This window comes from Lysinibacillus sp. CTST325 (genome assembly GCF_054665055.1).
This window is the reverse complement of the sequence record NZ_BAAFHO010000009.1, coordinates 18,016-37,533: the sequence shown is the minus strand read 5'-3', so window position 1 is coordinate 37,533 and position 19,518 is coordinate 18,016. Positions and strand designations below refer to the sequence as shown.

Annotated in this window: 27 protein-coding genes; all 27 read left to right on the top strand. The window is 39.3% G+C overall.

All coding sequences use genetic code 11. The annotated features are described in order from the left end of the window. Positions 1-44 precede the first annotated feature (44 nt). The 27 genes from ACYQ73_RS18500 to rplF all read left to right on the top strand — a co-directional run bounded on the left by ACYQ73_RS18500 (position 45) and on the right by rplF (position 19,486). Positions 45-293 carry a ribosomal L7Ae/L30e/S12e/Gadd45 family protein gene (locus ACYQ73_RS18500; RefSeq protein ID WP_142509905.1) on the top strand — a complete coding sequence of 83 codons (249 nt, stop codon included), beginning with the start codon at positions 45-47 and terminating at the stop codon, positions 291-293. 98 nt (positions 294-391) lie between these two features. Further along, a complete protein-coding gene (gene rpsL / locus ACYQ73_RS18495) occupies positions 392-811 on the top strand; it encodes a 30S ribosomal protein S12 (protein ID WP_010860613.1) in 420 nt (139 codons plus the stop codon). Between the two features lie 148 nt (positions 812-959). Then, on the top strand, positions 960-1,430 hold the full coding sequence (gene rpsG / locus ACYQ73_RS18490; RefSeq protein WP_132362681.1) for a 30S ribosomal protein S7: 471 nt from the start codon (positions 960-962) through the stop codon (positions 1,428-1,430). Positions 1,431-1,472: 42 nt separating this feature from the next. Continuing rightward, positions 1,473-3,551 (top strand): elongation factor G, encoded by a 2,079-nt coding sequence (gene fusA / locus ACYQ73_RS18485; protein ID WP_460013810.1) that lies wholly within the window; start codon positions 1,473-1,475, stop codon positions 3,549-3,551. A 139-nt stretch (positions 3,552-3,690) separates the two neighbouring features. Beyond that, positions 3,691-4,878, top strand: a complete 1,188-nt coding sequence (gene tuf / locus ACYQ73_RS18480; RefSeq protein WP_142509903.1) for an elongation factor Tu — start codon at positions 3,691-3,693, stop codon at positions 4,876-4,878. A gap of 648 nt (positions 4,879-5,526) precedes the next feature. After that, positions 5,527-6,210, top strand: coding sequence for a response regulator (locus ACYQ73_RS18475; protein ID WP_460013929.1), 684 nt, complete (start codon positions 5,527-5,529; stop codon positions 6,208-6,210). Between the two features lie 6 nt (positions 6,211-6,216). Beyond that, positions 6,217-7,233, top strand: coding sequence for a sensor histidine kinase (locus ACYQ73_RS18470; protein ID WP_460013928.1), 1,017 nt, complete (start codon positions 6,217-6,219; stop codon positions 7,231-7,233). Positions 7,234-7,329: 96 nt separating this feature from the next. After that, on the top strand, positions 7,330-8,091 hold the full coding sequence (locus ACYQ73_RS18465) for an ABC transporter ATP-binding protein (protein WP_460013809.1): 762 nt from the start codon (positions 7,330-7,332) through the stop codon (positions 8,089-8,091). Continuing rightward, positions 8,081-10,039, top strand: a complete 1,959-nt coding sequence (locus ACYQ73_RS18460) for an FtsX-like permease family protein (protein ID WP_460013808.1) — start codon at positions 8,081-8,083, stop codon at positions 10,037-10,039. The genes ACYQ73_RS18465 and ACYQ73_RS18460 overlap by 11 nt, the downstream gene beginning before the upstream one ends. A gap of 165 nt (positions 10,040-10,204) precedes the next feature. Then, a complete protein-coding gene (locus ACYQ73_RS18455) occupies positions 10,205-11,521 on the top strand; it encodes a Na+/H+ antiporter family protein (RefSeq protein WP_460013807.1) in 1,317 nt (438 codons plus the stop codon). 369 nt (positions 11,522-11,890) lie between these two features. After that, positions 11,891-12,199, top strand: coding sequence for a 30S ribosomal protein S10 (rpsJ, locus tag ACYQ73_RS18450; RefSeq protein WP_004233624.1), 309 nt, complete (start codon positions 11,891-11,893; stop codon positions 12,197-12,199). Between the two features lie 45 nt (positions 12,200-12,244). Then, a complete protein-coding gene (rplC, locus tag ACYQ73_RS18445) occupies positions 12,245-12,874 on the top strand; it encodes a 50S ribosomal protein L3 (RefSeq protein ID WP_286925569.1) in 630 nt (209 codons plus the stop codon). 26 nt (positions 12,875-12,900) lie between these two features. Further along, positions 12,901-13,524 carry a 50S ribosomal protein L4 gene (rplD, locus tag ACYQ73_RS18440; RefSeq protein WP_012296062.1) on the top strand — a complete coding sequence of 208 codons (624 nt, stop codon included), beginning with the start codon at positions 12,901-12,903 and terminating at the stop codon, positions 13,522-13,524. Continuing rightward, on the top strand, positions 13,524-13,808 hold the full coding sequence (gene rplW / locus ACYQ73_RS18435; protein WP_053482811.1) for a 50S ribosomal protein L23: 285 nt from the start codon (positions 13,524-13,526) through the stop codon (positions 13,806-13,808). The genes rplD and rplW overlap by 1 nt, the downstream gene beginning before the upstream one ends. A 47-nt stretch (positions 13,809-13,855) precedes the next feature. Further along, complete coding sequence (gene rplB, locus ACYQ73_RS18430; RefSeq protein WP_036124661.1) at positions 13,856-14,686, top strand: 50S ribosomal protein L2; 831 nt, start codon at positions 13,856-13,858, stop codon at positions 14,684-14,686. A 60-nt stretch (positions 14,687-14,746) separates the two neighbouring features. Continuing rightward, positions 14,747-15,025, top strand: coding sequence for a 30S ribosomal protein S19 (gene rpsS, locus ACYQ73_RS18425; protein ID WP_036151954.1), 279 nt, complete (start codon positions 14,747-14,749; stop codon positions 15,023-15,025). 22 nt (positions 15,026-15,047) lie between these two features. Further along, positions 15,048-15,392: a 50S ribosomal protein L22 gene (gene rplV, locus ACYQ73_RS18420; RefSeq protein WP_004233639.1), complete on the top strand. Its 345-nt coding sequence runs from the start codon at positions 15,048-15,050 to the stop codon at positions 15,390-15,392. Between the two features lie 3 nt (positions 15,393-15,395). After that, positions 15,396-16,049, top strand: coding sequence for a 30S ribosomal protein S3 (rpsC, locus tag ACYQ73_RS18415; RefSeq protein ID WP_049662850.1), 654 nt, complete (start codon positions 15,396-15,398; stop codon positions 16,047-16,049). 1 nt (position 16,050) lies between these two features. Then, positions 16,051-16,485: a 50S ribosomal protein L16 gene (gene rplP, locus ACYQ73_RS18410; RefSeq protein WP_054767906.1), complete on the top strand. Its 435-nt coding sequence runs from the start codon at positions 16,051-16,053 to the stop codon at positions 16,483-16,485. Then, positions 16,475-16,675, top strand: a complete 201-nt coding sequence (gene rpmC, locus ACYQ73_RS18405) for a 50S ribosomal protein L29 (protein ID WP_049662852.1) — start codon at positions 16,475-16,477, stop codon at positions 16,673-16,675. The genes rplP and rpmC overlap by 11 nt, the downstream gene beginning before the upstream one ends. A gap of 18 nt (positions 16,676-16,693) precedes the next feature. Then, positions 16,694-16,957 (top strand): 30S ribosomal protein S17, encoded by a 264-nt coding sequence (gene rpsQ / locus ACYQ73_RS18400; RefSeq protein WP_053482810.1) that lies wholly within the window; start codon positions 16,694-16,696, stop codon positions 16,955-16,957. A gap of 43 nt (positions 16,958-17,000) precedes the next feature. Then, the gene (gene rplN / locus ACYQ73_RS18395) at positions 17,001-17,369 is read left to right on the top strand and encodes a 50S ribosomal protein L14 (protein WP_004233650.1); all 369 of its coding nucleotides are present in this window, start codon (positions 17,001-17,003) and stop codon (positions 17,367-17,369) included. Between the two features lie 35 nt (positions 17,370-17,404). Further along, on the top strand, positions 17,405-17,713 hold the full coding sequence (rplX, locus tag ACYQ73_RS18390) for a 50S ribosomal protein L24 (protein ID WP_053482809.1): 309 nt from the start codon (positions 17,405-17,407) through the stop codon (positions 17,711-17,713). A gap of 27 nt (positions 17,714-17,740) precedes the next feature. Next, entirely contained in the window at positions 17,741-18,280 is a 540-nt protein-coding gene (gene rplE / locus ACYQ73_RS18385) for a 50S ribosomal protein L5 (RefSeq protein WP_004233654.1), read from the top strand. A 22-nt stretch (positions 18,281-18,302) separates the two neighbouring features. Continuing rightward, the gene (locus tag ACYQ73_RS18380) at positions 18,303-18,488 is read left to right on the top strand and encodes a type Z 30S ribosomal protein S14 (protein ID WP_004233656.1); all 186 of its coding nucleotides are present in this window, start codon (positions 18,303-18,305) and stop codon (positions 18,486-18,488) included. Positions 18,489-18,517: 29 nt separating this feature from the next. After that, complete coding sequence (gene rpsH, locus ACYQ73_RS18375) at positions 18,518-18,916, top strand: 30S ribosomal protein S8 (protein WP_008181717.1); 399 nt, start codon at positions 18,518-18,520, stop codon at positions 18,914-18,916. A gap of 30 nt (positions 18,917-18,946) precedes the next feature. Beyond that, entirely contained in the window at positions 18,947-19,486 is a 540-nt protein-coding gene (rplF, locus tag ACYQ73_RS18370; RefSeq protein ID WP_402931239.1) for a 50S ribosomal protein L6, read from the top strand. The last annotated feature ends 32 nt before the right edge of the window (positions 19,487-19,518 follow it).

The following is a 19,518-nucleotide window of genomic DNA, read 5'->3' as shown; positions in this document are numbered from 1 at the left end:
TTGAAGGTTGATAGTTAACTATCTGTACTTCGGAGGATATGAAAATGTCTTATGATAGAGTAAGGGATAGTCAAACAATCATAGGTACAAAGCAAGCAGTAAAAGCAATGCAAGCTGGTTCAGTGAAAGAACTTTTCGTGGCACTTGATGCAGACAATTGGGTAACCGATTCGGCCATATCTTTCGCGAGAGAAATCGGTATACCAGTTATTCTTGTTGAGTCCAAAAAGGAACTGGGCAAGGCCTGTGGAATCCATGTTGGAGCTGCGGTAGTTGCGATTACTGTAGAGTAGTTTTTGTGTATTAAACACAAAGACTTTGTTTTTACCCAAAAAATGAACCACCTGGATGTGTGGTATTAACAAGGAATAAATGAAGGGAGGAAAAATCGATGCCTACAATTAACCAATTAGTACGTAAGCCTCGTCAATCTAAAATCACGAAATCAAAATCACCAGCGTTAAACAAAGGATATAACTCATTTAAAAAATCTTTAACTGATGTTAAATCTCCACAAAAACGCGGAGTTTGTACTCGTGTGGGTACAATGACACCTCGTAAACCAAACTCAGCGTTACGTAAATACGCTCGTGTACGTTTAACTAACCAAATCGAGGTTACAGCTTATATCCCAGGTGAAGGCCACAACTTACAAGAGCACAGTGTTGTTCTTATCCGTGGCGGACGCGTAAAAGACTTAGCGGGTGTTCGTTACCATATCGTACGTGGAGCTCTTGATACAGCTGGTGTAAACGGTCGTTTACAATCACGTTCTAAATACGGAACAAAACGCCCTAAAGAAAAAAAATAATTTAACATTATTAAGCGTTGCTTAATAATAAACATAAATAGTTGCCGCAAATTTCTAATCTTGCTAGCAGATTGGAATTTTTTGCGGCAACTATGGCAAGACAATTCTTATAAAATAAATCGATAACTATTCGAAAGGAGGAAAACACATGCCTCGTAAAGGTCCTGTTTCCAAACGTGACGTGTTACCAGATCCAATTTATAGTTCAAAACTAGTAACTCGTTTAATTAATAAAATGATGGTTGATGGTAAAAGAGGTACTTCTCAAAAGATTTTATACGGTGCGTTCGATCTAGTTAAAGAACGTTCTGGTCAAAATCCAATTGAAGTATTCGAAGCTGCTCTAAATAACGTAATGCCAGTTCTTGAAGTACGCGCTCGCCGTGTTGGTGGTTCTAACTACCAAGTGCCAGTAGAAGTACGTCCAGAACGTCGTACAACTTTAGGTCTTCGTTACCTAGTTAACTATGCTCGTCTTCGTGGTGAAAAAACTATGGAAGAGCGTTTAGCTAACGAAATCCTTGATGCTTCTAACAACACTGGTGCATCAGTTAAAAAACGTGAAGATATGCACAAAATGGCAGAAGCGAACAAAGCATTCGCTCACTACCGTTGGTAATCTAAACATCGCATAAGCCCAATATGGAAGGAGAAATACCTTATGAAACGCGAATTCTCTCTAGAGAATACTCGTAATATTGGGATCATGGCTCACATTGATGCTGGTAAAACAACAACTACTGAGCGTATCCTTTATTACACAGGTAAGATTCACAAAATCGGTGAAACTCACGAAGGCGCTTCTCAAATGGACTGGATGGAACAAGAGCAAGAACGTGGTATCACAATCACTTCTGCTGCGACAACAGCTCAATGGAACGGCAACCGTGTAAACATCATCGATACTCCTGGACACGTAGACTTCACTGTAGAAGTTGAACGTTCACTACGCGTACTTGATGGTGCTGTAACAGTTCTTGATGCTCAATCTGGTGTTGAGCCTCAAACTGAAACAGTATGGCGTCAAGCTACAACTTACGGCGTTCCACGTATCGTGTTCATTAACAAAATGGATAAAACAGGTGCAGATTTCCTATATTCTGTAGGAACTCTACACGAGCGTTTACAAGCTAACGCTCACCCTATCCAATTACCTATCGGAGCTGAAGATCAGTTCTCAGCAATCATTGACTTAGTTGAAATGAAAGCTACTTTCTACGGCGACGAAAAAGGTACTGCAGTAACTGAAGGTGAAATTCCTGAAGAACACCGCGCACAAGCTGAAGAATACCGTGAAAAATTAATCGATGCTGTTGCAAGTGTTGATGAAGAAATCATGGAAAAATATTTAGAAGGCGAAGAAATTTCTGTTGCTGAACTTAAAGCGGCTATCCGTCGTGCTACGATCGCAGTAGAATTTTACCCAGTAATCTGTGGTACAGCATTCAAACATAAAGGCGTACGCCCAATGTTAAATGCAGTAGTTGATTACTTACCATCTCCATTAGATGTACCAGCAATCAAAGGTACTGATGTTGATGGTGACGAGGAATTAGAACGTCATTCTTCAGATGAAGAGCCATTCTCAGCTCTTGCATTCAAAGTTATGACTGACCCATTCGTAGGTAAATTAACTTTCTTCCGTGTGTATTCTGGAACTTTAGAATCAGGTTCATACGTACAAAACTCTTCTAAAGGTAAACGTGAACGCGTAGGCCGTATCCTACAAATGCACGCAAACTCTCGTGAAGAGATTTCTAAAGTATTTGCTGGGGACATCGCGGCAGCAGTAGGTCTTAAAGATACTACTACTGGTGATACTCTATGTGACGAGAAAAACCTAGTTATTCTTGAATCAATGGAATTCCCTGAGCCAGTAATTTCTCTTTCTGTAGAACCAAAGTCAAAAGCTGACCAAGATAAAATGGGTCAAGCTTTACAAAAACTTCAAGAAGAGGATCCAACTTTCCGTGCTCACACTGACACAGAAACTGGGCAAACAATCATCTCAGGTATGGGTGAGCTTCACCTTGATATCTTAGTTGACCGTATGCGCCGTGAATTTAAAGTAGAAGCTAACGTAGGTGCTCCAATGGTATCTTACCGTGAAACATTCCGTAGCTCTGCAAAAGTTCAAGGTAAATTCACTCGCCAATCTGGTGGTCGTGGACAATACGGAGACGTAACGATTGAGTTCTCTCCAAATGAAGAAGGTAAAGGCTTTGAATTCGAAAACGCTATCGTTGGTGGTGTAGTACCTCGTGAATACATTCCTGCAGTAGAAGCTGGTCTTCGTGACTCTCTTGACCGCGGTGTAGTAGCTGGTTACCCACTAATCGACATTAAAGCGAAATTAGTATTCGGTTCTTACCATGACGTTGACTCGAATGAGATGGCGTTCAAAATTGCTGCATCTATGGCTCTTAAAGAAGCTGCTAAACAATGTGATGCAGTTATCTTAGAACCAATGATGAAAGTAGAAGTTGTAATTCCAGAAGAATACCTTGGTGATATCATGGGTAACATTACTTCTCGTCGCGGACGCGTTGAGGGTATGGAAGCTCGCGGTAACTCTCAAGTTGTTCGCGCAATGGTTCCTTTATCGGAAATGTTTGGTTATGCAACAACTCTTCGTTCAGCAACGCAAGGACGTGGTGTATTCTCAATGACATTCGATCATTATGAAGAAGTACCAAAATCAATCGCTGCTGAAATCGTTAAAAAAAATAAAGGTGAATAATTGAATTTTCATCTTGCATAAAGTATAACTAATTTGTAAGCTATGATTGTGGGATGGTGGATGGGCCCGTTCGCCATCAGCAATCATTCTATAAATTTTTAAAAAATATAAACATATAATTTTGAGGAGGCAATCTCTAATGGCTAAAGAAAAATTCGACCGTTCAAAAACGCATGCTAACATTGGTACAATCGGACACGTTGACCATGGTAAAACAACTTTAACTGCTGCTATCGCAACAGTTCTTTCTAAAAAAATGGGTGGAGAAGCTAAATCATACGCTGATATCGATAACGCTCCAGAAGAAAAAGAACGTGGTATCACAATCAATACTTCTCACGTAGAATATGAAACTGATACTCGTCACTATGCACACGTTGACTGCCCAGGACACGCTGACTATGTTAAAAACATGATCACTGGTGCTGCACAAATGGACGGCGGTATCTTAGTAGTATCTGCTGCTGACGGCCCAATGCCACAAACTCGTGAACACATCCTTTTATCTCGTCAAGTAGGTGTTCCATACTTAGTAGTATTCATGAACAAATGTGATATGGTTGACGACGAAGAATTATTAGAATTAGTAGAAATGGAAATCCGTGACCTACTTTCTGAATATGACTTCCCAGGTGATGATCTTCCTGTAATCAAAGGTTCTGCTCTTAAAGCTCTTGAAGGTGAAGCAGAATGGGAAGAAAAAATCATTGAATTAATGGACGCTGTAGATTCTTACATCCCAACTCCAGAACGTCAAACTGACAAACCATTCATGATGCCAGTAGAGGACGTATTCTCTATCACTGGTCGTGGTACAGTTGCAACTGGCCGTGTTGAACGTGGTCAAGTTAAAGTTGGTGACGTTATTGAAATCATCGGTATCACTGAAGAAGCTAAATCTACAACTGTAACTGGTGTAGAAATGTTCCGTAAATTATTAGACTACGCTGAAGCTGGTGACAACATCGGTGCTTTACTTCGTGGTGTAGCTCGTGAAGAAATCCAACGTGGTCAAGTATTAGCTAAACCAGGCTCAATCACTCCACACACTAACTTCAAAGCTGAAGTTTATGTTTTATCAAAAGAAGAGGGTGGCCGTCATACTCCATTCTTCTCTAACTACCGTCCTCAGTTCTACTTCCGTACAACTGACGTAACAGGTATCTGTAACTTACCAGAAGGCGTTGAAATGGTAATGCCTGGCGATAACATCGAAATGACAGTAGAACTTATCGCTCCAATCGCTCTTGAAGAAGGTACTAAATTCTCTATCCGTGAGGGTGGCCGTACTGTAGGCGCTGGCGTAGTTGCTTCTATCCAAAAATAATTTTAGCGCAAGCTAATTTTTCAAACCAATCTGTAGGGACGCTTACAGATTGGTTTTTTTGTGTTAAAATATGTAAAGAATATTTAGTAATCTTAGTTGAATTAGATTATTTTATGTATACATAATGGGTGAAATACCAAAAAGCGGTAATATCGATTTTTTACGAAAACGCTAGAGGTGAAAACTAGTACCAGAGACATCCGCCGGAAGTTTTAACTTCTTTCAACAAATGTTTGGACAGCTGCTTAAAGAAGTTGAAACTAAAAGGCAGTGTAGCATGTAGAGTATAGAATCGCACCCCTTTTAGTTACTATTAACCGTTTAATAATTCATCTTTAAAAAGTTAGGATAATATTTGTTAAAAACGTATGATCTATATAAGTTGGTTGGAGTGAAGGCTGGGCGACTCCTCGGGGATCAGCAATAGAGGAACGAAAGGCTAAAACCATCACATCCTGCGATATCGCCTTCGTGGCCAACATCGTGCTGCTGACGCTGCGTTAGCACTACGCTTTCGCGCAAAAAACATCCGTTGGCCCAAGCGGCTCATCGGACGCCCCCAGTCGGAGGGAAATCAACCTCATGTTATGACGATTAGCCTATTTAATACATAAGAACACTTCATGGAAGGAGAATTTACATATGGAGATGAAAATATTGCTGATTGAAGACGATCCATCGATTTTCGAAATGATTCAGACACGCTTTGCACAGTGGTCGCTTCAGGTTGTAGGTCCTAAAGATTTTCAAAAGGTAATGGATGATTTTATTGAACAGAAGCCACAGCTTGTATTGATTGACATTCAGCTTCCAGCCTATGATGGTTTTCATTGGTGTCGCGAAATACGTCATATCTCAAAAGTGCCAATTCTCTTTCTATCTTCACGAGACCACCCAATGGATATGGTAATGGCAATGCAAATGGGTGCCGATGACTTTGTACAAAAGCCTTTCCATATGGAGGTATTACTTGCAAAGGTACAAGCCATTTTACGTCGTACATATGATTATATAGAAGAATCTATGGATGTCACACGTTTTAATGGTGCAGTCATTGACTATGCACGCAGTGAAATTATGTATGAGGGTAACCTTGCTTCATTAACTAAAAATGAACTCTTTATTTTACGCATTTTAGTGGAGAAGGCCGATCAAATAGTTTCTAGAGATGATTTAATGAGAAAGTTATGGGATGATGAGCGCTTTGTTAATGATAATACGTTGTCGGTAAATGTTAATCGATTACGTACTAAACTTGAGGATATAGGTTTACAAGAACCGATTTTAACTAAAAAAGGACTTGGTTATATGGCTGTAACACAGGGGACGTGAGTGACAATGCTAATTTTATTTTTAAGAGAACGCCTCGCTTGGATAAGCTTTTTCGTTTTTATCATCGTTATGATCAATGTTTTAATTTCTTTAGACGCTGGATTAGAGGGAATATCGATTTGGTATATGAATACTAGTGCGCTTATTAGTTTTATGATCTTTCTTATTTGGCGATATATACTAGAAGTAAGGCAGCTTAAGGATTTCCTGGGAAATGTGGAAAGTCAACTCGATGAGGTGCATAGCAAAAGTTTGGCGTTATCACCTTTTCAAACAGCATACCTGACGAAAATTGAAGATGTTTTTTATGATAAGAACACAGAGTTAAATCAAGCAAAGGTACAGCTGCAGGAATATTCGGATGAACTCCTAGCGTGGGTTCATGAAGTAAAGGCACCTTTAACTTCAATTAATTTAATGCTGGATCACGTAGAAGATTTGACACTACGTCGTAAATTAGAGACTGAGTGGTTAAGACTACATTTATTAGTTGATCAGCAGCTGCATCAAACGCGTTTAGCTTCTATTGAAAAAGATAATTATATGACAGAGATCGAGTTAAGAACTGTGGTCTATAAGGAAATAAGAGCTATGCAGGCATGGTGTATTGAAAAAGGTATCGGTTTCGATGTAGCAGAGTTAACAGAGGCGGTGATGACGGATGGTAAATGGTTAGCCTTTATAATCCGACAAATTCTGTCCAACGCTATTAAATATAGTCCTGCAAATTCAGAAGTATTGATTTTTACGGAAGTAGATGTAACAGGAGCAATACTATTACATATAAAAGATGCAGGTATTGGCATTCGTAAGGAGGATTTACCTCGAATCTTTCATAAGTCGTATACTGGGACAGCCGGCAGAGAATCTGCACAATCAACAGGTATGGGTCTATACTTAGCCCATAATGTTGCGCAGAAAATCGGCGTTCGTATTACTGTCCAATCTAGTGTTGGTGAAGGCTCGATATTTACATTACGTTTTCCATTGCAAAATGAATATGTCAAACTAACAGGTAGATGACGAAATTGTCACCTACCTTTTTATATTGTCATGTAAAACGCACGAATCAGGGAAGAAGACAGGGTACACTTGAACTATAGAAAGGGGCGTTTACAAGTGGCAGTTTTAATTGGTCGTAAAGTAAAAAAAGTATATGGCAAAAAATCAACAGCCCAAGAGGTTTTAAAGGGCATTGACTTAGAAGTTAATCAAGGTGAATTTGTTGGTATTATGGGACCTTCAGGCTCTGGGAAGACAACACTTTTAAATGTTTTGTGTTCAATTGACTTTGCAACAGAAGGTGTTATTGAAATAAATGGTCAAAATTTACGTGGTATGAAGGAGAAGGCATTAGCTAATTTCCGCCGCGAACAATTAGGATTCATATTTCAAGATTATAATTTGTTAGATACGCTAACGGTAAAAGAAAATATACTACTACCATTAGCTATAGGTAGGCTACCAAAGGCTGTTGCAGAGAGTCGTGTAAAAGAGCTTACTCATTTATTAGGTATTAATGAAATTTTAAATAAATATCCAAATGAAATATCAGGTGGTCAAAAGCAACGTACATCAGCAGCTCGTGCACTGATTACAAATCCGTCGCTTGTATTCGCTGATGAACCTACAGGGGCACTTGACTCAAAATCAGCCACTGCACTTTTGAAAAATCTACAAAGTATTAATGAATCAAAAAAAGCAACGATTATGATGGTTACGCATGATGCGGTAGCAGCGAGTTTTTGTACCCGTGTTTTATTTTTGAAGGACGGACTTATTTATAGTGAGCTATATAAAGGGGATAAAACGAGACAGGCATTTTTCCAAGAAATCATGCATACGCAAAGTGTGCTAGGCGGTGACGGCTATGAGTCTTAGTAAACTCGTACTACGCAGTATGAAGAAAAATATGAAGCATTATTATTTATATTTTTTCGCACTTATTTTTAGTGTTACTTTATATTTTTCTTTTGTGACATTGCAAAATAATGCTGAAGTGTTGGCTACAGTAGACAAGAGCGGTACGGCCAAAGCGGGGTTTGCTGCGGCAACATATATGCTGTACTTTATTGTCTTGTTTTTTGTCCTATATGCCAACCATCTATTTATGAAGCGTCGTAGTAAGGAAATAGGTTTATATCAGTTAATAGGGATGACAAAGGGGCTTATCGTACGCTTATTAGCGGTAGAAAGTATTCTATTATTTGTAGGAGCAATCGTTTTAGGTATGCTTGCAGGGTTCTTTAGTTCGCGCTTATTTGCAATGATATTACTGCGGGTACTCGAAAAAGAGGCACTTGTGACGATGACATTTAGTACAGAGGCATTGCAGCAGTCTATCGTAGTATTTGCCATTTTACTAATCATTGTACTTGTGCAAATGGCTTGGATGATTTACCGCGTATCATTACTATCATTATTCAGTGCTTCCAAGCAAGCAGATGAGCGTGTAAAGCGTTTCAACCCATTACAAATGGTTATTGGTTTTTTTGGACTTGTGCTAATTGCATATGGTTACTATGCATCAACTAAGCTTTTCGATATTAACTCTCAGGGTAATTTAATGCTTAATATGATTATTATTTTAGCAACTACCATTGGCGGAACGTTCCTTGTTTTCCGTTTCTCTGTAGCATTTATTATGAATTCAATTCGTCTTAAGAAAAATGGACATCTAACTGTCCGTGATGTATTAGCGTTAACACCGATTATGCATCGTATGAAAGGTAATGCGAAATCATTAACGCTTATAACGGTCCTAACGGGTGTTTCACTTGGGGTTACAACTTTAGCTTATATTTCGTATTATTCATCAGAATCGTCGGCATATAGTCAAGTACCTGGAGATTATGTATTACTTGAAGATAAGGGCCAGGAATTTTTAAAGAAGCTAGAAGAAAATAATATTGCTTTTGATAAAAGAGATTACCGATTACAGAGCGTTTCAGCTTCGTTTACACAATTATTATCTGAAAGTCAGCAAAATGAGGATAATCCCCTTTTTGGTTTAGAAGGAATCATTTATACAATTCCGCTTTCTGATTATCAACAATTAGTTCCTGAAGCTTCCGTTTCGGATAATGATGTTATATTAACAAACTATGGTGGTTATATGGCAGAGATGTTTCCACTTGAAAAGGATCGTGATGTAGTTGTCACACCAAGAGGTCCAGAGGGGACTAACGAAGATACGCTTCATGTTAAAGAAGTTCGACATGAAAGTATTATAAGTGGTACTGTGACTTCTGGGCCGGGGGGGCCAATTTTTGTAGTTCCAGATGCACTATTTGAAAAGTTAGCTGCTCATGATGTACCTGATATGTGGCAAAATCAAACTACTATAAATCTAAAGAATAAAAGTGATTTAGCTCTAGCAGAGAATTTATATATGCAATCAAATGGCGAAAACTTTATACACTCTTATGAAGAAGAGCGTAAGGAGAATATTGAAACATTAGGAATAACGATATTTACAGCAGCATTTTTAGGCTTAGCATTTTTAATGACAACAGGTAGTATTTTATACTTTAAGCAAATGTCTGAGGCTGAAGAGGAGCGAGGTTCTTATACGATATTAAGAAAGATTGGCTTCGCTGAAAAAGATATTATGAAAGGTATATATATGAAACAAGCCTTTAATTTTGGTGTTCCATTAATAATAGGGCTACTTCATAGTTACTTTGCTGTTAAGTCAGGTTGGTTTTTATTCGGCTCAGAGTTAACTGCACCATTATGGATTGCTATGAGCTGCTATATAGCGTTATACGCTATTTTCGCTATACTTTCCGTCGGCTATTATAAAAAAGTCATTCGTGGATCATTATAATAGGAAGAAATCTAAAACAGTATGATTATGTAAGATCATACTGTTTTTTGTGTCGTTTAAATTTGGAAGATTATTATAGGGGTATAAAAATATCTTGACTTTCAATTATTAGACGGTTAAAGTTTAACGTATTAGTAATCTAGTGTACGAAAGTGAAGTGTTGAAATGAACGCAGTAATTGTGGCAGTAGCTGTCATGTTAATATTAAGCTTGCTCCGTATAAATGTTGTTCTTTCTCTTGTGTTGGGTGCCTTTGCGGGGGGGCTAACAAGCGGCATGGGTATTGAAGCAACTGTAAAATCATTTACAGAAGGATTAGGAGCAGGCGCAACGATTGCTTTAAGCTATGGGTTGCTTGGTGGTTTTGCTATCGCCATTTCAAAAACAGGAATTCCTGAATTAATGATTGCAGGGATTTTAAAGATATTAAATAAAAACGGGACAAGTAATCGAAAAGGTTTAGTAAAGGTTTTAATCTTCTTACTGATCTTTATGATGTCTATTTTCTCACAAAATTTAATTCCAATTCATATAGCCTTTATCCCATTATTAATACCGCCACTCTTAAAGGTTTTAAATATGCTAGAAGTTGATCGACGAATTATCGCAACACTAATTGCTGTTGGTTTAATAGGGACATATAGTTTCGTTCCTGCTGGCTTCGGAGCTATATTCCAAGACATCGTTTCTACGCAAGTATCTAAGGCTGGTATGGAGGTATCTTCACGTGATGTACCAGTAGCAATGGCTATACCTGTTCTAGGGATGCTAATTGGGTTATGTGTAGCCTTTTTCGTTTACCGAAAGCCTCGACAATACCAAAATAATGATGTGGAGATAGAGTCTTTAAATGTTAATGTTAGTAAGTTTGTTATTGTTTCTACGACTGTGGCTTTAATTATCTCTCTATGTGCACAAATTTATACGGACTCGATGATTGTAGGTGCTTTTGCAGGCATAATGATTATGTATTTCACTGGTGCACTTAAATGGAAAGAAGCAGATGAGATTCTTTCTGAGGGAATGAAGATGATGGCCTTTATTGGTTTCGTTATGATCGCAGCAAATGGCTTTGCATCTGTTATTAACGCCACAGGTCATATAGATAGCTTAATTAATGGTTCGATAAACATTCTTCAAGGGAATACGAGTCTAGCTATATTTATTATGTTGGTCGTTGGTTTAATTGTGACGATGGGAATCGGATCTTCCTTTGCGACGGTACCAATCATCGCGACCTTATTCGTTCCACTTGCACAAGGGTTAGGATTGAGTCCTTTGGCGATTATTTGTCTAATAGGTACAGCAGGTGCTTTAGGTGATGCGGGTTCTCCTGCTTCAGATTCTACTCTTGGACCTACTGCAGGTTTAAATGTAGATGGACAGCATAATCACATTTGGGATACATGTGTGCCAACGTTTATTTTTATTAACATCCCACTTATTATATTTGGCTGGATTGCATGTGTGTTCTTTTTATAAAGTAATAGTAAGAGCGGTTTCTAAATAGTAGAGACTGCTTTTTTTACATATTGGCATCGCTTAATTGTTAGAAATGTCCGAAAACGTTAGTATAATAGCCTTATGTGTTGCAAAGTACATTGAAATTTTATATACTAGTAAACGGCTTAGATAAGCGAGAAATATTAGTAGTAAGAATATCTGCAACATTTAAAAGAATTTAGCGAAAAGCCTTGCTTATTCTTTTTTTATTGTGTATAATGTTGAATGTTGGTCTTTGACTGCGATGAAACGAGAGGTTGCCGACACACCCGGCCGCTTTGCCATGGCGGTGTGTGGGAAAATTTTCGTGGAGAATGTCTAGAAAATAGGCGAGAAGGAGGGAAAATAATGGCAAAACAAAAGATTCGTATTCGTTTAAAAGCGTATGATCACCGTATTTTAGATCAGTCTGCTGAGAAAATTGTGGAAACTGCAAAACGTTCAGGTGCAAGTGTATCAGGTCCGATTCCACTTCCAACTGAGAAGTCTGTGTACACAATTCTTCGTGCTGTTCACAAGTATAAAGATTCTCGTGAACAATTCGAAATGCGTACGCATAAACGTCTGATCGATATCGTTAACCCAACACCACAAACTGTTGATGCGTTAATGAAACTTGATTTACCATCTGGCGTTGATATTGAAATCAAACTTTAATGGTAAAAAATATAACTTTTTTAAAACTTACAGGAGGTGTGACAAATGGCTAAAGGAATCTTAGGTAGAAAAATTGGTATGACACAAGTTTTCGCTGAAAACGGCGATTTAATCCCGGTAACAGTTATCGAAGCTACTCCAAACGTAGTACTTCAAAAGAAAACTGTTGAAACAGACGGCTACGAAGCAATCCAAGTTGGTTTCGAAGACAAGCGTGTTAAGCTTTCTAACAAACCAGAACAAGGTCACGTAGCAAAAGCGAACACTGCTCCTAAGCGCTTCATCCGTGAATTCCGCAACGTAAACGTTGGAGAATACGAAGTTGGTCAAGAAGTCAAAGTAGAAATTTTCGCAGAAGGCGATGTAATTGATGTAACAGGTGTTACTAAAGGTAAAGGTTTCCAAGGTGTAATTAAACGCCATGGTCAATCTCGTGGTCCTATGGCCCACGGTTCTCGTTACCACCGTCGTCCTGGTTCAATGGGTCCAGTTGCTCCGAACCGCGTATTCAAACAAAAGAAATTACCTGGTCAAATGGGTGGCACTGTAGTTACAATCCAAAACTTAGAAATCGTGAAAGTTGATGCGGAACGTAACTTACTACTTGTTAAAGGTAATGTTCCTGGTTCTAAAAAAGCTCTAGTTACAGTTAAAACTGCAATTAAAGCTAAGTAATCACCTAAGGAAAGGAGGAAACAGGAATGACAAAAGTATCTGTACTTAGTCAAACAGGTGCTTCAGTTGGTGAAATCGAATTAAACGATGCGATTTTTGGAATCGAGCCAAATGAAGCAGTATTATTCGACGCTGTAGTTGCACAACGCGCTTCTCTTCGTCAAGGTAATCACAAGGTTAAAAACCGTTCTGAAGTTGCTGGTGGTGGTCGTAAACCATGGCGTCAAAAAGGAACTGGTCGTGCTCGTCAAGGTTCTATCCGTTCTCCACAATGGCGCGGTGGTGGTATCGTATTCGGTCCAACTCCACGTAGCTACTCTTATAAATTACCAAAAAAAGTTCGCCGCTTAGCTCTTAAATCAGCTTTATCAGCTAAAGTCGTAGAACAAAACTTCTTAGTTCTTGATGCTCTTACATTAGCAGCACCAAAAACAAAAGAATTCACAAAAATCCTTAAAGATCTTTCTTTAGAGAAAAAATCTTTATTCGTAACTGCTGACCTAGATGAAAACGTAGCATTATCTGCTCGTAACATCCCTGGTGTAACAGTTTTAACTGCAAATGGAATCAACGTTCTTGATCTATTAGGTCATGAAAAAGTTGTATTCACAAAATCTGCAGTAGAAAAAGTTGAGGAGGTGCTTGGATAATGGAAGCACGTGATATTTTAAAACGTCCGGTCATTACTGAGCGTTCTTCAGAACTTATGGCAGAGAAAAAGTATACTTTCGAAGTAGACACTCGCGCTAACAAAACTCAAGTAAAAGACGCTGTAGAAGAAATCTTTGGTGTAACAGTTGAGAAAGTAAACGTTCTTAACTACAAAGGTAAATTCAAACGCGTAGGCCGTTACGGTGGTTACACTAACAAACGTCGTAAAGCGATTGTTAAACTAACTGCTGATAGCAAAGAAATCGAATTATTCGAAATGTAATCCTTTATGGATTTATGATTTGAACAATCAAGAAGGAGGGAAACACAATGGCGATTAAAAAGTATAAACCTACCTCTAATGGTCGTCGTAATATGACGTCTTTAGACTTTGCGGAAATTACAACTAACAAGCCTGAGAAATCATTGCTTGAACCAACTAAACGCAAAGCTGGTCGTAACAACCAAGGTAAAATCACTGTTCGTCATCATGGCGGTGGACATAAGAAGCAATACCGTGTTATCGATTTCAAACGTGTAAAAGATGGCATTCCGGCTAAAGTTGCTACTATTGAATATGATCCAAACCGTTCTGCGAATATCGCATTAATCAACTACGCTGATGGAGCAAAAGCTTACATCTTAGCACCAAAAGGTCTAGAGGTTGGTCAAACAATCGTATCTGGTCCAGATGCTGATATTAAAGTAGGTAACGCATTACCATTAGCAAACATTCCAATGGGTACTACAATCCATAACATCGAGTTAAAACCTGGTAAAGGTGGACAATTAGTACGTTCTGCAGGTACTTCTGCTCAAGTACTTGGTCGTGAAGACAAATACGTAATCGTTCGTCTACAATCTGGTGAAGTACGTTTAGTGTTAGCTACTTGCCGCGCTACAATCGGTCAAGTTGGTAACGAACAACACGAACTAGTACACATCGGTAAAGCAGGTCGTAGCCGTTGGTTAGGTAAACGCCCAGAAGTTCGTGGTTCTGTAATGAACCCTAACGATCACCCACACGGCGGTGGTGAAGGACGTTCTCCAATCGGACGTAAATCACCAATGACTCCTTGGGGTAAACCAGCACTTGGTTACAAAACTCGCAAGAAGAAAAACAAATCGGATAAATTCATCATCCGTAGTCGTAAAAAATAAAGTGGTTAAACTACGGTTCTATGTGAGAGCCGTGGTGGAATCACGGAGGGAGGTTCCTACATGGGTCGCAGCTTGAAAAAAGGACCTTTTGTCGATGACCACTTAATGAAAAAAGTGGAAGCGCAAGAGGCTTCTGAGAAAAAACAAGTTATTAAAACTTGGTCTCGCCGTTCTACAATCTTCCCGAACTTCATCGGTTTAACGATTGCTGTTTATGATGGACGTAAACACGTTCCTGTATACGTAACAGAAGATATGGTTGGCCATAAACTTGGTGAGTTCGCACCGACACGTGCTTACAAAGGTCACGGTGCAGACGACAAGAAAACAAGACGCTAATTTTGAGAGGAGGTAAATCCTAATGACACAAGCTAAAGCTATCGCTCGTACTGTTCGCATTGCTCCTCGTAAAGTCCGTCTAGTTGTAGACTTAATTCGAGGTAAGCAAGTTGGTGAGGCAGTTGCAATTTTACGTCATACTCCAAAAGCGGCGTCTCCAGTCGTTGAAAAAGTATTAAAATCTGCAGTTGCTAACGCTGAACACAACTACGATCTTGACATCAACTCTTTAGTAGTTTCTGAAGTTTTCGTTGATGAAGGTCCAACATTAAAACGTTTCCGTCCACGTGCACAAGGACGTGCAAGCGCAATTAACAAACGCACAAGCCACATCACACTAGTGGTATCTGAGAAGAAGGAGGGTTAATCCGTGGGTCAAAAAGTACATCCAATAGGACTACGCGTTGGTATTATTCGTGACTGGGAGTCAAAATGGTACGCTGAAAAAGACTATGCAACTCTACTTCACGAAGACATCAAAGTGCGTAAATATATTGAAACGGCTCTTAAAGACGCTTCTGTTTCTAAAGTAGAAATCGAACGCGCTGCAAACCGTGTAAACATTACAATTCACACTGCGAAACCAGGTATGGTAATCGGTAAAGGTGGTTCTGAAGTTGAAAACCTTCGTAAATACCTTAGCGATTTAACTGGTAAACGTGTACACATCAACATTATCGAAATCAAACGTGCTGATCTTGACGCTCGTCTAGTAGCTGAAAATATCGCTCGTCAATTAGAAAACCGTGTATCATTCCGTCGTGCGCAAAAGCAAGCGATCCAACGCACAATTCGTGCTGGTGCAAAAGGAATTAAAACACAAGTATCTGGTCGTTTAGGTGGCGCTGATATCGCGCGTGCTGAACACTATAGTGAAGGAACTGTTCCACTTCATACTCTACGTGCTGACATCGACTATGCACACGCAGAAGCTGACACTACTTACGGTAAATTAGGCGTTAAAGTATGGATCTACCGTGGTGAAGTTCTTCCTACGAAGAAATCTGTGGAAGGAGGCAAATAATATGTTATTGCCTAAACGCGTAAAATACCGTCGTGAACACCGCGGAAACATGCGTGGCGAAGCGAAAGGCGGTAAAGAAGTATCTTTCGGCGAATGGGGCTTACAAGCTCAAACAGCTAGCTGGATCACTAACCGTCAAATCGAATCTGCACGTATCGCGATGACTCGTTACATGAAACGTGGCGGTAAAGTTTGGATTAAAATCTTCCCACACAAACCTTACACTAAAAAACCTCTAGAAGTCCGCATGGGTTCTGGTAAAGGTTCTCCTGAAGGTTGGGTTGCAGTAGTAAAACCAGGAAAAGTAATGTTCGAAATCGCTGGTGTATCTGAAGAGGTTGCACGTGAAGCACTTCGTTTAGCATCACATAAGCTTCCTGTTAAATGTAAGATCGTAAAACGTCAAGAAACTGGTGGTGAATCTAATGAAAGCTAATGAAATCCGTGACCTTGCCACTTCTGAATTAGAGTTAAAAGTGAAATCACTGAAAGAAGAGCTTTTCAACCTTCGCTTCCAATTGGCGACTGGTCAATTAGAAAACACAGCTCGTATTCGTGAAGTGCGTAAAGCAATCGCGCGTATGAAAACTGTTATTCGTGAAAGAGAAATCAGTGCAAATAACTGATAAAGGAGGTTTTCAAGTATGACTGAGCGTAATCAACGCAAAGTTTACACGGGCCGCGTTGTTTCAGATAAAATGGATAAAACAATTTCTGTTTTAGTTGAAACTCACAAAAAGCACAAGCTTTATGGCAAACGTGTAAAATACTCTAAAAAGTTTAAGGCTCATGATGAGTTAAACACAGCGAAAATCGGTGATATCGTACGTATCATGGAAACTCGCCCGCTATCAGCTACTAAACGTTTCCGTCTAGTTGAAGTTGTAGAAAAAGCGGTTATTATTTAATAACTATTTCGGAACAACCAATTTCCGAAGGGAGGTAACCTAAGTGATCCAACAAGAAAGTCGTATGAAAGTTGCTGACAACTCAGGTGCACGTGAAGTTCTTACAATTAAAGTCCTTGGTGGCTCTGGCCGTAAAACTGCTAACATCGGTGATATCGTTGTTTGTACAGTTAAGAAAGCAACACCAGGTGGCGTTGTTAAGAAGGGTGACGTTGTTAAAGCTGTTATCGTTCGTACTAAATCAGGCGTACGTCGTAAAGATGGTACGTACATCAAATTTGATGAAAATGCTTGTGTAATTATTCGTGATGATAAATCACCACGCGGAACTCGTATTTTCGGACCTGTTGCACGTGAATTACGTGACAGCAACTTCATGAAAATCGTTTCTCTAGCTCCAGAAGTTCTTTAATTTCATGATAGTGCCAATCAAGGAGGTGCGACAGCATGCATGTAAAAAAAGGTGACAAGGTTAAGGTTATCACTGGTAAGGATAAAGGCAAAGAAGGCGTTATTCTTGCTGCTTACCCTAAACAAGATCGCGTTCTTGTTGAAGGTGTGAACATCGTGAAAAAACACGTAAAACCTAACCAATTGAATCCACAAGGTGGAATTGTTAGCCAAGAGGCTGCAATTCACGTTTCGAACGTAATGCTAATCGATCCTAAATCTGGCGAGCCGACTCGTGTAGGTTATAAAATCGAAAACGGTAAAAAAGTTCGTGTTGCAAAAAAATCAGGTGCAGTAATCGACTAATTTCTATAGAAGAAGGGAGGTACACAAATGAGCCGCCTAAAAGAAAAATATTTAAATGAAGTTTCTCCTGCTCTTATGAGCAAGTTTGGATATAAATCAGTTATGCAATTGCCGAAAGTTGAGAAAATCGTTATCAACATGGGTGTTGGTGATGCAGTTCAAAACTCAAAAGCATTAGATGCAGCTGTAGAAGAATTAACAATTATCACTGGTCAAAAACCAGTTGTAACTAAGGCGAAAAAATCGATCGCAGGTTTCCGTCTACGTGAAGGTATGCCTATCGGTGCTAAAGTTACATTACGCGGTGAGCGTATGTATGAATTCTTGGACAAATTAATCTCAATTTCACTACCTCGTGTACGTGACTTCCGTGGTGTTTCTAAAAAAGCATTCGATGGTCGCGGTAACTACACTTTAGGTGTTAAAGAGCAATTAATTTTCCCAGAAATCGATTACGATAAAGTTTCAAAAGTACGCGGTATGGACATCGTGATCGTAACGACAGCGAATTCTGATGAAGAAGCTCGCGAGTTATTGACACAATTCGGTATGCCGTTCCAAAAGTAATTTAAACAAGGAGGGCGAAAACGTGGCTAAAAAATCTATGATCGTTAAACAACAACGTAAGCAAAAGTTTAAAGTGCAAGAATATACACGTTGTGAACGCTGTGGTCGTCCACACTCTGTATATCGCAAATTTAAACTTTGCCGTATTTGTTTCCGAGAACTTGCATATAAGGGACAAATTCCTGGCGTGAAAAAAGCCAGCTGGTAATCCCCTAATTTGGGAAGGAGGTAAATGTAATGACAATGACTGATCCGATTGCAGATATGCTTACTCGCATTCGTAATGCGAACATGGTTCGTCACGAGAAGTTAGAAGTACCAGCTTCCAACGTGAAAAAAGAAATCGCTGAAATTTTAAAGCGTGAAGGTTTCGTACGTGACGTAGAATACGTGGAAGACAACAAACAAGGTATCATCCGTATCTTCTTAAAATACGGTAAAGATAACGAGCGCGTTATCACTGGTTTAAAACGTATTTCTAAACCTGGTCTACGAGTATATGCAAAAACAAATGAAGTGCCTAAAGTACTGAACGGTCTTGGTATCGCTTTAGTGTCAACTTCACAAGGTTTATTAACAGATAAAGAAGCTCGCGCTAAACAAGTTGGCGGCGAAGTTCTAGCATACGTTTGGTAATTAGCAATAAATGAATGGAGGTGCAACTAAATGTCTCGTGTAGGTAAAAAAATTATCGAGGTACCAGCTAACGTAACTGTTACTGTTGCAGCTGACAACTCAGTTACCGTTAAAGGTCCTAAAGGCGAACTTGTTCGTTCTTTCCACCAAGATATGAAAATTGAGCAAGAAGGTAACGTAATCACTGTATCTCGTCCTTCTGATTCAAAAGAACACCGCACAAACCACGGTACAACTCGTGCGCTATTAGCGAACATGATTACTGGTGTTTCTGCAGGTTTCGAAAAATCATTAGAACTTATCGGTGTTGGTTACCGTGCGCAATTACAAGGTAAAAAACTTGTTCTTAACGTAGGTTATTCACATCCAGTTGAGTTCACACCTGAAGATGGTCTAGAAGTTGAAGTTCCTTCAAACACTAAGATCATCGTTAAAGGTATCAGCAAAGAACGTGTTGGTGCTCTTGCATCTAACATCCGTGACGTGCGTCCACCAGAGCCTTACAAAGGTAAAGGTATCCGTTATGAAGGCGAATACGTTCGTCGTAAAGAAGGTAAAACAGGTAAATAATGCTGCTTAAGCATTAGAAAGGAGTGACCCTT